This window comes from Agrobacterium sp. 22117 (assembly GCF_052045735.1).
GTDB classification, from domain to species: Bacteria; Pseudomonadota; Alphaproteobacteria; order Rhizobiales; family Rhizobiaceae; genus Agrobacterium; species Agrobacterium cavarae.
Genome location: NZ_JBQEPP010000003.1, coordinates 594,977 through 610,106 on the forward strand (window position 1 = coordinate 594,977; position 15,130 = coordinate 610,106).

General features: G+C 60.2%; 13 protein-coding genes. All 13 read left to right on the forward strand.

Annotated elements, in window-relative coordinates; translation table 11 throughout:
• Positions 1 to 43 precede the first annotated feature (43 nt).
• Complete coding sequence (locus ACTJKV_RS11380) at positions 44 to 673, forward strand: hypothetical protein (RefSeq protein WP_440598684.1); 630 nt, start codon at positions 44 to 46, stop codon at positions 671 to 673.
• Positions 674 to 2,704 carry a hypothetical protein gene (locus ACTJKV_RS11385; protein ID WP_440598685.1) on the forward strand — a complete coding sequence of 677 codons (2,031 nt, stop codon included), beginning with the start codon at positions 674 to 676 and terminating at the stop codon, positions 2,702 to 2,704. It abuts the gene before it with no gap.
• A gap of 13 nt (positions 2,705 to 2,717) precedes the next feature.
• Positions 2,718 to 3,284: a hypothetical protein gene (locus ACTJKV_RS11390; RefSeq protein WP_440598686.1), complete on the forward strand. Its 567-nt coding sequence runs from the start codon at positions 2,718 to 2,720 to the stop codon at positions 3,282 to 3,284.
• 6 nt (positions 3,285 to 3,290) lie between these two features.
• A complete protein-coding gene (locus ACTJKV_RS11395) occupies positions 3,291 to 6,188 on the forward strand; it encodes a lysozyme (protein WP_440598687.1) in 2,898 nt (965 codons plus the stop codon).
• Positions 6,185 to 8,020: a hypothetical protein gene (locus ACTJKV_RS11400; protein ID WP_440598688.1), complete on the forward strand. Its 1,836-nt coding sequence runs from the start codon at positions 6,185 to 6,187 to the stop codon at positions 8,018 to 8,020. Before ACTJKV_RS11395 ends, ACTJKV_RS11400 begins: the two co-directional genes overlap by 4 nt.
• Positions 8,017 to 10,515: a hypothetical protein gene (locus ACTJKV_RS11405; protein ID WP_440598689.1), complete on the forward strand. Its 2,499-nt coding sequence runs from the start codon at positions 8,017 to 8,019 to the stop codon at positions 10,513 to 10,515. Before ACTJKV_RS11400 ends, ACTJKV_RS11405 begins: the two co-directional genes overlap by 4 nt.
• Positions 10,516 to 10,566: 51 nt before the next feature.
• Positions 10,567 to 11,913 (forward strand): hypothetical protein, encoded by a 1,347-nt coding sequence (locus ACTJKV_RS11410; protein WP_440598690.1) that lies wholly within the window; start codon positions 10,567 to 10,569, stop codon positions 11,911 to 11,913.
• Position 11,914: 1 nt separating this feature from the next.
• Entirely contained in the window at positions 11,915 to 12,499 is a 585-nt protein-coding gene (locus ACTJKV_RS11415; RefSeq protein WP_440598691.1) for a hypothetical protein, read from the forward strand.
• 61 nt (positions 12,500 to 12,560) lie between these two features.
• Positions 12,561 to 13,448, forward strand: coding sequence for a hypothetical protein (locus tag ACTJKV_RS11420; RefSeq protein WP_440598692.1), 888 nt, complete (start codon positions 12,561 to 12,563; stop codon positions 13,446 to 13,448).
• On the forward strand, positions 13,441 to 13,737 hold the full coding sequence (locus ACTJKV_RS11425; RefSeq protein ID WP_440598693.1) for a hypothetical protein: 297 nt from the start codon (positions 13,441 to 13,443) through the stop codon (positions 13,735 to 13,737). The genes ACTJKV_RS11420 and ACTJKV_RS11425 overlap by 8 nt, the downstream gene beginning before the upstream one ends.
• 103 nt (positions 13,738 to 13,840) lie before the next feature.
• Positions 13,841 to 14,143, forward strand: a complete 303-nt coding sequence (locus tag ACTJKV_RS11430; RefSeq protein WP_440598694.1) for a hypothetical protein — start codon at positions 13,841 to 13,843, stop codon at positions 14,141 to 14,143.
• Positions 14,140 to 14,328: a hypothetical protein gene (locus tag ACTJKV_RS11435; protein WP_440598695.1), complete on the forward strand. Its 189-nt coding sequence runs from the start codon at positions 14,140 to 14,142 to the stop codon at positions 14,326 to 14,328. Before ACTJKV_RS11430 ends, ACTJKV_RS11435 begins: the two co-directional genes overlap by 4 nt.
• Positions 14,329 to 15,129: a hypothetical protein gene (locus ACTJKV_RS11440; protein WP_440598696.1), complete on the forward strand. Its 801-nt coding sequence runs from the start codon at positions 14,329 to 14,331 to the stop codon at positions 15,127 to 15,129. It begins immediately after the preceding gene.
• The last annotated feature ends 1 nt before the right edge of the window (position 15,130 follow it).

Consider the following 15,130-nt stretch of genomic DNA (forward strand, 5'->3'; position numbering starts at 1 on the left):
TTCACGCCCCGGCGAGGGTTTGGCATTTTCAGGAGCTCGTTTCATGGCATTGCTGACGCCCCTCGATATCGTCAACACCGCGTGCGCTCGCATCGGTGAAGAGCCCGTTCAAAGTTTTACCGAGGATCTGGGCGGCGGACAAAGCGCGTCGCTGATCTACGATGAGACTGTCGATTTCAATTTGGGTCTTCAGCCGTCCGGCTTTGCCTTCGCCCGCGAAATGCGTCAGCTGTCGCGGCTGACTGACGCCGTACCGCTTAGCGGTTTCGCCAATGTCTTCGAGACACCACAGCCCTATATCGGCCTGCCCGTTTACCTCACAGACGACGCGAAAGATCCACGCCGGCGCTTTACCGAGTTTCTGTTGACGAACGGCAAAGTGCACGCTGACGCCGATCCTCTCTTCGCCATGGTGAAATTTCGTCCGGATCCGCATTTGTGGACAGGCACATTCAAAACGGCGACGATCACGGCGATCGGCGCCAAGCTGGCCTATGCGATCGCGTCTAACCGCAACGCCTATTCGGACTTCATGGCCGAGGCTTACGGAACGCCAAGCGAGCAATTTCGTGGCGGACAGATGAGAGCGGCGCTTTCAGAAGACGGCTTTTCGAACCCGCCGCGTCAGATCCAGATGCAACGCAATCCCCTCGATATGGCATGGAGATCCTAAATGGTTTCGAGCCCTGGACGTATGCAATCGGCCTTCACTGCCGGCGAGCTCGCGGAGATCCTCGAGGAGCGTACGACGCTCAAATACTTTGCCACTGGCCTGAAGCGCGCGGAGAACATCGTCATTGCTCCCCAGGGCGGCTTTCGGCTCAGAGACGGGTTGCGTCTGATCGGCGATCTGCCGGCGGATGCCGCTCGCATTCTGCCATTTGACGCGTCGAACGGATCCTACTTCGACCTGGTCTTTGCGAGCGATACTTGCCAGGTGTGGAATGCCACATCGATGACGGCCACGATGACCGTCGCGGGCCTGGCGAGCTTCGTGCCGGAACTGACGTTCGCGCAGCGCCTCGACACTCTGGTTCTCTTCCACGAGAATTTAAAGACCAAGCGTGTTCGCCTGATGCCCTCCGGATGGGTGGTCGATGACCTGCCCTATGAAAAGCTCCCAAACTATGACTACGGCGCCAACTATACCAACGGCGTGCCGGCGGAGTGGCGGCTCGAGTTCGTCGGCCTCGAGAGTGGCACGACGATCTTTGTCCTCAATGTTTCCGGCCAAGAAACGCAGTCTATCGCGTATAGTAGCACCCCGAGCGCGCTTATTGCGAACATCACGGCCGCACTCGACAACCTGCCAAATGTCAGGCCGGGTTACACCGTCACAAACCCCGCAGCCAACAAGATCCAGCTAAAATTCTCCGGCGCTGGCAATGAAGGTGATGGGTGGGCAGTCTCCGGCCGTATCGTCAACAAGGCGGACGCCGCGATCCTGTCGGTCAAGCAGACGCCAGGTGTATCACCAGGCGAAGCCGTGATTTCGGAAACTCGCGGCTGGCCTCAATGCGGGTGTTTCTACAATCAACGCCTGATCATTGGCGGCTTCCGTTCGCTGCCTAACGCCTGGATGCCATCGCGCCAGGCGGACTATTTCAACTATGATGAGCGCTTCACTGAGGCGAACGGCCCGTTTCTGGTACCCATGGACATCGCTGGCGGTGAAAAGGTGGAGGCGATCGTTCCGTCTCTCAACCTTCTGCTTTTCACTACGCAGGCCGAATACTGGATCGCGGAGCGCGCAATCTCAAAGACAGAGGCGCCAAACCACGTCCAGTCTTCACGCAATGGCATTCGGCGTGGCGTGCCCGTCGCTGAAAATGAGGGTGCTTCGCTTTGGTGCCATGCCAACGGCTCCACTCTGGGCGAACTCCGCTACACCGACCAGGACGGAAACTATCTGGCGACCAACATATCGTTGCTTGCTCCTCATCTCCTCGAGGACGTGCGCGACATGGCGGTTCGTCGCGCAACCGCTTCGATGGATGGTAACGTGGGTTGCGTGGTACGCAAAGACGGCCAGGCCCGTCTTGTTACTCTCCTGCGAGAACAGGAAGTGACTGCCTTTGCACGCATGTCGTCAGATGGTCTGTTCAAGGCCGTCGCCCGCAATGGCCGGAACGAACTGTCATTCATCCTTGATCACGCCGGCAAAAGAACGCTCGAGCGGATGGAGAACGGCCTTCTCCTGGATGAGGCGAGCGACGTCACCTTCGGCGTTCCCCAGGCGACCATTCCCGGACTGTCCCGGTTCAACGGGCGGCAGATATGGGCGATCGGCGATCGCAATGTATTCGGTCCATTCACTGTCATAGCCGGCCAGATCTCGCTTCCGGTGAAAGTCAGCCGCGTGACCGTCGGCACGTGGCGCCCGCCGGTGGTGTCCACCTTGCCGCCTCCCCGCGAGATCGGACCGAACACGGTTCTGAAGCGGAAAGCCCGGATCCACACCGTTCATGTGTCCGTGCTCGACACGACGAGCCTAGCGATTTCGACGAATGGCGGCCCGCTGCGAGAGGTCGATCTCCATCGATGGGGCGTCGCGGCCGATGTTCCGGAGCTTGACCAGGGCGTGACCACAAGCATCAAGATCTCAGGCCTGAGAGGATACGCCGACGCGCCGTTCGTCACGATCTCTCAGCTGCGACCCGGTAGACTGAACGTCCGAGCGATTACCGTCGAGGCTGCACTATAATGGAGATGCAGCCATGGAACTTGCCGTTGCGGCGATCGGGAAAGTTTTTGCAGGTTTAGGCCTTTCAGCGGCCGGGGCGGCAGGCGCCGGCGCCGCCGGTGCTGCAACCGCCGCAGGTGGCGCGGCAATGGGATCCGGCGCACTTGCGGCGATGCAAGGATTTTCCACCGTCTTGAAGGTTTTGGGCACGATCGGCGCCGGCGCGGCCGCCGCGCGCGAGAGCAACGACATGGCGGATCAGACCATGTTGCAGGAAAAGCAGGAACAGCTTGCCGGCGAGCAGCGGAAAACCAGCATGTCCCGCGAGCTCTCCAGGGTACTTGGAAACAACGAGGTCGCCTATGCCGCTGCAGGCATCGATCTGACGCAAGGTGTCGCAGCCGAAAACGCCGCCAACGCCAAGACACGCGCGGCTAACGAGATCTCCATCGACCAACAAGACACTGAGTTTCGTCGTTCGCTGTATCGAATGCGAGCCCAGGGCCTTCGTGACAAAGCAAAATCGCAGAAGGGCGGAGCTCTGCTTTCAGCCTTGGGCGACGTCGCCGGCTACGGCATCAGCCTGGCACAGATGGGGTAAATCAGAATGGCAAACCGTCAAACGCGCAGCCCCGGCCAGCTGGCCAGCTTCAACATGTCGGCGGCGATCGGCGACGCGCCGGCCTACGCCGTCAACACCGGCCAGGCTGCCGAGGCTCTGGCGAATGTCGCCGGCGGCCTAGCAGACACCCTTGGGAAAATGGCGGCATATGCCGCAGAGCGTGAGGGTAAAGCAGCTGGACTGACCGCCGGCCAGGAGGCCGGCGCATCCTACCTGCAGCAGACGCAGGCCGTTGCTATGGCCGGAGGTGTTGCCGGCACTGGGCCATGGCACGAACAGGCTAAAGCGCTTCTGCGAAAGGAGGAGGGTTTTCGCGACGTTCCCTATTGGGACGTGAACGCGCACCGCGTGGGCTACGGCTCCGATACCACCGTTACGGCCGACGGAAAGGTGGTGAAGGTCACTGAGGGGATGAAGATCTCGCGCGAAGACGCCGAGCGAGATCTCGATTATCGCCTCACCAAACGCGAAGGCCTTCAGGTTCAAAAGCAGCTTGGCGACACCTGGGGCAAGTTGCCGCCAAACGCGCAGGCCGCGTTGGCCTCCGTCGGCTACAACTATGGCTCACTTCCTAAAGAGGTTGTAGCAGCTGCTAAGACGGGCAATCTGCAAATGCTGTCTTCGGCCGTTGCTGGCTTGAGCTCCAACAAAAAGCGGCGACAGCGCGAAGCGGCGATGATCTTGGCAGGCGGCCAGCCGGTTCCTGCATCTACGGCCCCTGCAGCAGCTTCGACGGCTTCTCCCTCCTCTTCGCCTACCCCGGCTACTGCAGTTGCGCCTGGTCCCGGTCCTGGCACTGATAGCGCTATCAAGACCGCCAGCGTTGCGGCTCCCTTGTCATCCACGCCGCTCGCCCTGCGTCCCGCCGGCACGATCCGAAACGACGCGTTTAACGATGCTGCAATGTCTGCCTGGGGTTGGCGGATGCAAGAGGGCGTTTCGAACGAGCTCTATGCAGCACAGCAGCAGAATGAGGACAATCCCGCCGGCTACGCTGCAGCGGCCGACGAGATCCGGAAGAAATACATTGCCGAGCTTCCGGCTGACCCGAAAATGCGGGAGATGTTCGACAAAAGCTTTGCCAACAACAACCAGGCTTACGTTCGCAACATCAATGCCAATTATGAGAAGAAGCTTCGCGCCGATCAACTGACGGCTTTCGGCGACGGGTACAATTCCCGCCTGGTCGACCTAGAGCGCCAGGCGCAGGTTCTTGGAGCCAACGCCGACGGCGACGCCATCATCACCGAGCAGACGCAAGCGTTTCAGCGATCGGTGGATGGAGCGGTGGCGCAAGGCATCCTCACAGCTCCCCAGGCGGCAAAATTCAAGCTGGATATCGCCGAGACTGCAGCGCGCGGCCGTATCCAGGGCGTCTATAATGCTTTGCCAACGCCCGAGCAGAAAGAGGCATTCGCAACCGGCATCCTGGACGACTGGAAAAAGCAGCAAGGCCCGCTTGCCTCTCTGTCGTTCGATACCGTCAAGGCGATTTCGAACACGCTCTACAGTGACGCCCGCCAGCAAATCAACCAGCGTACCGCCTCGAACAAAGCCGAAAAGGTTCGCCTCGAGGCTTTGATCAATGACGATGTCGCCAGTATTGCGGCCAGCGGCAAGGGCTTGGATCCCGCGAACTCAGGCCTTGATCCGGCAAAAGTCTTGGAGGTTGTCGGGCCTGAAGGCGTCGAAAGGTGGCGACTTGGTCAGGACAGAGCCAACCGGATCTATGCCGCGACGAACGGGATGGAGGTTCAGAGCACGGCGGATCTTTCGCAGCGCCTCACGCTGATGAAACCCGAGGCGGGCAAGCCGGGCTATGCTGACGACCTGGAGATCTACGAGGCCGCACGCAAACGCGCCCAGGAGGTGCTGAAGGAGCGCGAAACCGATCCACTCGGTCAAGCCGCACGCGGCGGAGCGATCGAGCTTCAGCCGATCGACGCCAATTCGGCCGAAGAGCTCACCAGGACGCTAGGCCTTCGGAAGACGCAGCGCGACCAGGTTGCAGGCCTATATCAGCAACAGGTGCCGGTTTTCCGTCCTGGAGAGAAAGAAGCCCTGTCGGCCGCCATTCTTCGCAAGCCGGAAATGTTGCCGGCATTCGCAATTTCGGTGCAGGAAGCATTCGGCAAAGATGCGCCACGCGTTCTGTCCGAGCTCAGCGAAGATGGACCGGTCATCGCACATGCCGCCGGCATTTCGCTGGCTTCAGGCGATACCTCCGTCGCCAACGACGTCGCCGACACTCTGGCGATGAGGCGGGAAAAGCTTCTGACTTCGAAGATGCCGAGCGCGGCGGAAATGGGCACCTATGCCAATGGCGAGCTTGCCGGCGCGCTTTCTGCAGATCCCCGCACACAATCAGCGATGATCCAGACCGCATCCATCCTCTTCGAGCAAATGGCAAACCAGAACGGCTTCGACGCGACAGAGCTCAAAACGGAAGGATCTGTTGCCCGCGCTGCATATTCCCGCGCATTGGATCGAGCCGCCGGCGCGCGGGTGATCGGCGACAAGACCTATGGCGGCCTGGCTGACGTCAATGGATCGAAGATCATCGTTCCGTCCGACATGGAAAAGGATAAGCCCGGCAAGCTTCTATCGAGCCTTACCGAAGACCAGCTGAAGAAGTTGCCGCCGATCGACAACCGCACGGGCTTCAATATCCCGATCAACAAAATCCGCCAGGCAAGGCTGGTGTCGGTTGGAGACGGACTTTATCGCGTTGCCCTTAACGATCCGCTTGGCGAGGATCCTCAGTATATCAAAGCTCAAGGCGGGACGTTCTGGACGCTCAACATTCGGAACCTGGAGGAAGTCGCCCGCACGACCCGATCGGCTGACGAAGAACTTGATCTTTCGGTATGGAGCCCCCTATGAGCTTTTGGTTCAACCAGGCGCGCGACGACACGCCGGCATCGTGGGCCGCCGGTCAATCATCCTTGGGCGAGATCTGGAGCGCAGCGCGTGAGCAAATGCGCCTGGTCGATAACACGACGGCCCGCGCCGAGGCCTATACGCGCGCCTATGACGAGCGTATCCGCGCCATAACCAAAGCGACCGGCGAAACGTTCGAAAACCCCATGAACGTCAGTGTCGCGGGTGAACAGCCGGAACGCCAGTTCGATCCGCAGCGGGGGATCATCAGCGACACCGAGCGCACGGCGACGAAGATGCAAGAGGCCGTTGACCGCTTCAATGGGTGGCTGGCAGATCTCGAAAAGAGATATCCCGATCGGGCGTCCGTCATTCGCGCCGGCGTGCCTGTCGAGAAAGACGCCGAAGCACTTGCCAAGAATGCAGATGAGCGGTTGGCGAAAGCCATGGCCTCGCGAAACGGCTTAGGCCGCTGGGTGGCTGCTATCGGTGGCGGATTTACCGGCGCCGCTTATGACCCGATCCAGGTCACCACTCTTTTCGCAGGCGGTGGCGCCGGCGGAGCTCGCACGATCGGCGGGCGCATTCTGGGAGCCGCGCTGAAGGAAGCCGCTGTAAACGGCGCGATCGAAGCCGCGCTTCAGCCACATGTGCAGGCATGGCGAAAAGAGATCGGCGTCGAGAACGGGCTCAACGAAGCGCTGAAGAACGTGGCATTTGCTGCAGGGACGGCCGGCGTCTTGGGCGGCGGCATGCAGGCCGGCGCCGAGGCGATCGGCCGTGTCTTTCGTCCGCGCGAGGTCGAGCAGATCGCCGATGCTGTTGCGGGCTCGCCTTCGACACGCCCGGAGATCCGCGAGGCATTTTCGGGCGACGCGGCGCGCGCGGCCGAGATTGCAACTCCCATTCGCCAGGCGCTTCCGGCTGAAGCTCGAGGCGCGATCGATGCTCTTGCAGCTGCCCGGGCTGCAGATGAGTTGCGGCCGGCCGCCGCGTCGATCGACACGCACGATCGCGCAATCAGCCAGGCGATGAAAGCCGCCCAGGACAACAGCCATTTTTTCTTCGAGCCAGATCCTGACCAGGTGCGGCGCATCGTCGATCAACTGGTACCGGACGCGCCGGCGACGAAAGCCGCGAAGGCAGACACCCTTTCTCAATTTCTCATGCGCTCCGGAGGCGTCCAGGATTTCAGGGGCGAGCTTCAGGCGCTTGGCCTCGAGAACGTTTCCGAGCGATTCGTCGGGCGCCTGGTCCGCGATAGCGGTATGCCGCTAGATGAGGCGCGGCGAGCAGCTGCAGAAGCCGGCTATTTCGATCATCGATACGGCACGCCCGATCAGGCCATGGAGCAAAGCACAATCCGCGATCTCCTGGATGAACTCGACACGGGATCTCGTGAAAGCGTGCGGGCCGTCGATGACGGTGGCCGCGCTTATGCGGATGGCCTGGTTCACGAGCTCGTCGCGCGCGCAGGGCCGGCCGTCGATGACAAGCTGATCCTGAAAGCAGCCGAGCTTTCGAACGCGGAGAGCCTAGCGCCGGCGGAGGCGCTTGATCGTGTTCTGATCGATGCCGATCGCGCGGCCGAGGAAGTGACCAAGCTCCCCGTTGCGCCGGAAAGGATCGACGGCACGGACATGCGTGGCGGCCTCGACAATCCAGGCCGCCCGATCGAAGACACGTTTTTTACGGACGAAGATCTCGCGGACATTCCGGACGATTTCGAAATTCCCTTCTTCGACGATGGCAGGACCGCCACACCGCAAGGGATCAAAGAAGAGCTTGAGCGCCTGGAATGGCTGTCAACAGTGGTGGAGGCTTGCCGCGCATGAGTTTCAAAGATTGCATGAACACGGCCGCCGAAGGCGGAGAGATATCGAAGGAAGACGCCGCGCGACTGACGCGCGACTTCGACCGGCTACGGCAGAAGTTTGCCGGCAACAGTGAGGTGACGGCCGACGCGGAGGCAAAAAGAGCGCTTGCGGAATTGTTGAAGGCCGAGACGGCTCACCAGAAGCGCAAGGCGAAACTGTCTCTATCGTCGATCAAGCGCGTTGCGGCCGACATCAACAGCTACAAGAACCCACGAGGCGAGCACGACGTGGGCGCCGCCGCCCTGGATCTCCTCGAGCATTTCGGCACGGCTCCGTTCGATAGCGTCGATGGCCGACGCAAGGCGATCGTCGGTATGGCCCATGCACGCATGGATGACCTTCTGTCTCACTTCAAGCGCTCCGCCCTTCTGGGTGACGTCGGCCGGCACAACAAGGCGCAACTGGATGAGGTTGTGCGGGAGGCTTTCGGCGAGACCAGCGGCAACCCCGCGTCCAAGCAATTTGCCAAGGTTTGGGAAGACACGCACGAATGGTTGCGCCAGCGTTTCAACGCCGCCGGCGGCGCGATCGGCAAGCTCGAGCGTTGGGGCTTGCCGCAACATCATGATGCGCGAGCACTTCGAAAAGTCGGCCTGGAGCAATGGAAGACAGACATTCGGCCGCTTCTCGATACGTCCCGCATGAAACATCCGCTCACGGGCCAGCCGATCGACGCCGGCGAGATCGACGATATCCTTGACGGGATCTGGACGAACATTGCCACAGAGGGATGGGCGAAGCGCGAGCCGCTGCGTCAAGGTCTAGGCCGTGGCGCCCTGGCGAACCAACGCGCCGAACATCGCTTCCTCGTCTTCCGTGATGCCGATAGCTGGCTTCGCTACCAGCGGGATTATGGCGGCGGTGGTGATGCATTTGCGGCGATGATGGGGCACATCAACATGATGGCGAAGGACATCGCCGCTATGGAGGTCCTGGGGCCAAACCCAAACGGCACGATCGAATGGCTGAAGCAGGTCGTTCAAAAGCAGGGCATGGAGAAGGTTGCCGGCCGGCCGAGCCGTTTCGCAGGCAAGGCAGAGCGCGCTATCGACGGCGCCCAGTCGATCAATAAGAAGATCGATGCGCTGTGGGGATCCATGCGGGGCACGTTGGAAACACCGGTCAATGGTCGATGGGCTTCAGGCCTGGCAGCAACGCGTAGCCTCATCACTGCCTCTGTTCTCGGATCCGCTGCGCTGTCTTCAGTTTCCGATATCGGCACGACGATGATGGCTCGCCAGTTCGTCGGGATCGGCGCCCAGGGAGCGTTTTCGGATCTGGTCAAGGCGCTGGGCAAGCAAACCAGAAAGGAGGCCGTGGCTTCTGGCCTCATCCTGGACGAGGCCATGCACGTCTTTCATGCCCAGGCGCGATATGTCGGCACGATCGACGGACGCGGATGGTCCGGTTTCCTAGCCGATCGCGTTCTGACCCTATCGGGACTGACACCATGGAGCCAGGCCGGCCGGCATGCCTTCGGCCTGGCCTTCATGCGAACGACGGCCGAGAACGCCGGCAAGAAGTTCGACGCCTTGCCGCCTGCACTTCGCGATGTGATGACGAGATACGGGATCCGGCCGATGGACTGGGACCGCATGCGAGGCTTGCCGATGCACGACATGGGAAACGGAACCATGATCATGCGGCCGAATGAGATCGGCGAGCGCCTGGACGAGCGGTTAGCGGAGCGTTACCTCTCCATGATCCAGTCAGAGACGGAATATGCAATTCCTTCAGGATCCAACCGGTCAAAGATCATGCTGGTTGATCAAAACCGGCCGGGCACCTTCATCGGTGAAGTGGTCCGCAGCTTCGCCCAGTTCAAATCCTTCGGCGCCGTGTTCCTTCTTCTGCACGGCCGGCGCATCCACGGAATGCTGACCGGAGGGCAAACGGGCAAAGGCGCGGCCTATGCAGGATCCTTGCTGATCTCGACAACACTCTTTGGCGGCATGGCCCTGCAGCTGAAATCCATGGCATCCGGCCGAGATCCGCAGGACATGGGAACCGGCGCATTCTGGGGTGCTGCGCTCCTGCAGGGTGGCGGCCTTGGCATCTACGGCGACTTCCTGTTTTCCAACATCAACCGCTATGGCGGCGGGTTTTCGACCACCTTCGGCGGCCCGTTGATGCAGCGTGCCAATGATGCTTGGAACCTTACGGCCGGCAATATCGCCCAGCTGGCGAGCGGCGAGAAAACCCATTTCGGCCGCGAGCTCGTGAAGTTTGCCAAGGGCAACACGCCAGGATCTACCATCTGGTATACGAAACTTGCCTGGGAACGGCTCGTCTGGGATCAGCTTCAGTATCTCGCAGATCCGGAAGCGAACAAGGCATTCAAGCAGCGTCAACGCTTCTTCGACAAGGAGTTCGGACAGGGCTTCTGGTGGCGGCCTGGCGAAGCCCTTCCCGATCGAGGGCCGAACCTGCCGGCCGCGATCGGCGCAAGTTGACCTAACACCCTGCATGGAATGATGGCCCTGTCGATAATCAGGGCCATTTTCATGAGCAGCGTCTTTCCCATCACCGACGATCCGCGATATCGCCGCATTACGGCCAGCGCCGGCCAGACGGTTTTTTCGATCGGCTTTCCCTTCCTGCAGAATGAAGACATCGGCATCTACCTGCAGACGGCCCCAAGCCAGTACACCCTTTTCAGTCCGAGCGCCTACACCCTGACAGGCGCGAATAATCCGGCCGGCGGATCCGCGACCTTCCTCGCGCCCAGGAGCGCGGGCGATATTATCCTTATCCTGGGCGCGGCTGTTCTCGATCGCATGTCTTCGATCGTGCGCGACGGAAAGTTCTCGAGCGCCTTGACCGACGGCGAGCTCGACCGGATCCGCATCATTCAACAAGAGTTCAGCCGAGACGCCGATCGCGCAATCAAAGTAGATTATGGCGGCGAAGGTGTGACACTCGCCAGCAACCTTGCTGACGGCGACGTGCTGATGAAGCAAGGCAACCGCCTTGTTCCCGGACCGAACGCGCCAGACATCGCCAATGCGCAAGAGTATGCCTATGATGCTCTGCAGAGCAAACAGGCCGCAGCTGGTAGCGCCTCGAGCGCGGCCGGATCTGCCACAATGGCAGGTCGGTGGGCGAATGAGGCCGAAGATGCGCCGGTCGCCGGCGGGCTTTATTCGGCGTTTCATTGGGCAAAGAAGGCAATGGCTGCGGTGACTGGAATGCTCGCAAAAGCGGGCGGCACTCTCACGGGTGATGTGTTGTTTGGTCCAGGAACTGGCGGCAAATATTCCAAGCTGCAAGCGAACGGCGACGTTCAGCTAAACCGTGGCGACAACACCGGCTACCTCACTTGGAACGTCGCTAACGCCTACTTTGGATACGATGGCAACCGATATGGCCTAGGCCCAGCTGGCGATCTGGTCATTGGCAAAGGCATACTGCAGGTCGAGAAAAACGGTCTCATTGCGCAGTTCTATGAGACTGGAGATATCGTATTCTCGGGAGGTGTGGCGGGTGAGTTCGGCAATAAGCTCTCTGATGTTCTTCGAGGCTACACCAGCGCCCAGCAAACATTTGCCCTCGGCGGTTCTCTCGTGGTAGCGCACGGCCTCGGCAGAGTTCCTAAAAGGGTCTTTCTCGCATTTGTCTTCAAGGTGGCCGCCGGGGGCTATGCTGTCGGTGACAGGGTCATTGTCGGGCCGAATACGGCGGGCGCTGACGTGAATTACAGAGGCGGTTGGGGCACTTCCGTTAATGTTGATGCAACTAACATCCGCGTGAACTTTGGCGGTGACGGCATACCCCTGGTCACTAAGGGCGGCGGGGGCGTTGGATATTACGGCCAGTCTCAACTGGATGTTGTCGTCATGGGGAGCGTGTGAAATGGCAAAGGTCGACGAAGAAAACACAGTCCCGGCTGACGACATCGAGCTTCCGAGGGTGAGGCCTCCAACTGTCCAGCGCTTCTATGTGGATGCGACCGGCAAGTTTCTCGGCTCCTTCGACGGACTTGACGAGGAAATTCCGGCGGACATGGCGACCGGTATCGAGGTTCCTACCGGTCCGCAGGATGCGCGTCAGGTCTGGGACGGGCAGAAATGGCTTGCCGCCGTGCCGACACCCGACATGCTGACCGAAGAAGTGAACCGCCGCCTCTCTCTGGGCTTCAACTACGACCTGGGCGGCGATCGCGGTGTCCACCACTTCGGCACAACTGACGCCGACATGAAGCGTTGGATGCAGGAGGTGACGCCTCTTGCCCAAGCGGCAATGAATATGGGCGAACCCAATCGCCAGATCGGCATCAAGACAGATACGGGGCCGACCATCATTACCGCTTCGGAGTGGTGGCGTGTCCTAGACGCTGCAGCCGATTGGCGTCAGCCGATTTATGCGTCTTACTTTGCTCTGAAGGCGCTTCCTGAGATCCCGGCCGATTATGCCAGTAATCCTGCCTACTGGCCTTAGCATTTGACACTACCTCAACGCACTTAACATCGGCTTCAGTTGTGAAACTGGAGCCTTTTTTATGTCGAAGCTACCCGAGACCGTGCCTCTAGCGGCGCAAAACCTTCTTGACTTCATCCAGGGAAAAGAAGCGCCCGAAGGCTTCGACACCATCTTTGGCAACCGCCAGGGCAAGTTGCGAACGCCGATCACGAAAATGACGCTTGGCGATCTGATCGACGCGCAGAAAAACTGGGGCAACAAAACCTGGGTAAAGCAGAACTGGGGTTACTCCACCTCATCCAGTGCGTCGGGCGCCTACCAGTTCATGCGCGACACCCTGATCGGGATCTGCAAGGAAGTGCCGACGCTTCGCGGCGACGTCCTGTTTTCTGAGAGCCTGCAGAAGCGCTTGGGCTACTACCTCCTATTGCGACGCGGCTATCAGGACTATGTTGATGGTCGCCTGTCGATCGTCGCCTTCGGCCTCAACCTGGCGAAGGAATGGGCTAGCTTCCCCGTCCTTTCTGCTACCCACGGCCAGCATCGCGACGTCAAGCGCGGCCAGAGCTATTACGCCGGCGACGGCTTGAACAAGGCTCTGGTTAGCCCCGAAGCTGTCGAGGCGCGGTTGCGCCATGTCCGCGACATTCATAAGATCGGCTCTGACATGGATTTGCCTCCCAAGGCAGCTGACGACGGGGGCGGCATAACGGCCGCTCCCATGCCGGCGCCGATCGCACCGGAAAACGTCGATCCGGAAAACCTCGACAAACCACTCGCGAAATCCAAGACGGTCTGGCAGTGGATCATTACCACTCTGATCGCGCCGGCGATCGCACTCATCACCAATCCATACGTCCAGGCCCTTCTGATCGTCGTCGTCGCTGGCTTTGCCTTCTATGCGATCAAACGGCGCGCGGATATCGCGAAGGTCTACCGCGTCCTGAAGGAGGAGATCGGTGCTTGATCGCCTCAAATATGCGGCATTCGCCCTGGGCGGGATCGTCTCAGCCGTCGCGGTCACTTTGCTTTACGCGCAGTTCCTCATGGTGCCGGCCGCCAAGCGCGAGGGACGAGAAACGGCGATCGCTGCGCGCGCGATCGAGGATGCAAAGGCAGAGCTCGAAAGGAAAGGCGACGATGCAAGTCTTCAAAACCGTAGTGACTACGATCTGTGTGTCCTTGGCCTGCATGGCAACGGGATGCAGATCGATGCCTGCGAGCAGCTGCGCGGGCTTCCAGAAAAACAACCTTAGTCCAGCCGGAACGGTGGCGCTGATCGCCGCCGATCGGCCGGGTTACGAACGTGTCATCGGAAACGACCGCAATGGACAGCGGCGGGAATGTTGGGGGTAAGATATGCCGAATAGAACCTTTACACAAAACACGGCTACAGCTGAAAGCTTCGGCATTGAGGCGCGATGTGATGGCGGTTACCGCGTCATGTCGTACTCGGGCAATCTTGGCGGCGGCACGCTCCGCCTCTTCACGCAGCCAAACATAAATGCGGATCCGACACCTGTCCCTGATGGCAAGCTGTCGGCCGCGAACTTGGATGGCAACAACGATCCTATCCAACAGGTGGTTTTCGTCAGCGCTGGCAATGTCCTGGTGACCCTTTCCGGAGCCACCAATCCCAACTGTACGGTGACTGTCGAATGACGACTTCACTGGGAAAACTGCGCAGCACGTCCGTCAGGGGTGGGAAACCTGGCAAAGGATTGCTGGCATTGGCGCCATGGCGCGCAGTCGCACGAGGTGCGGTGGTGGGGGTCTGGCTTTTGCTGACCGGCAAGTGGAACGACGCCGGTACCTGGGATGATGCGGCTACTTGGAAGGATGACTAAATGGGTATTACAGCGATTTCCAACGAGGACAAGGGCGCCAGCATCCGGCAAAAGCTCAACCGGCTATTGTCGATGTTCACGGAAAACAGGTACACGCTTGATACCGCCCCAGGCATCACTGACGATAGCGCGGCGGGTTTCGAAGTCGGCTCGAAATGGCTCAACAAGTCCACCGGGATTGAATACATTTGCCGCGATGCGACCGCCGGCGCAGCGTCATGGGTTCGACAGGACAATGCCGATTTCTTCGGCTACGTCTCAAATTCTTACTATCACGGGGTGAACGGTGTTGTCTCAACGGGCGCCGCCATCACTGGGGGTAACGTCAGGCTTCACCCAATCATCATAAAAGAGCGCATGACACTGTCAGAGCTCGGCACGCGCGTAACCACGGCCGAAAGAGGGAAGAGCTTTCAACTCGCTATCTATGCCTCCGATCCCATCACCAAGCTTCCCACAGGCAACGCCCTGGGTGCAACTGGCAGCTTGTCGGCCGGCACAACCGGCGTCGTGACTGCGGCCATATCCGGGGGAAACATCACGCTTAATCCCGGCATGTATTGGGTGGCGCTGAATACCGACACAACGACGGCCGTGTTTCAGGCTTATGGTGCAAACTCCACCATCGTAGCCACCCTGTTGGGTGGGACAGCGTCGCAGGTTTCATCTGGAACCACGTCCTCGGTCCCATATCTGAGCGTCGCCCAGGCTTTCGGCACATGGCCCGATTTGACCGGTCAGACCTTCAACCGAGGAAGTGGATCTTCCGTATACGCAGCGATTTTCTTCAGGGTGGCTTGAT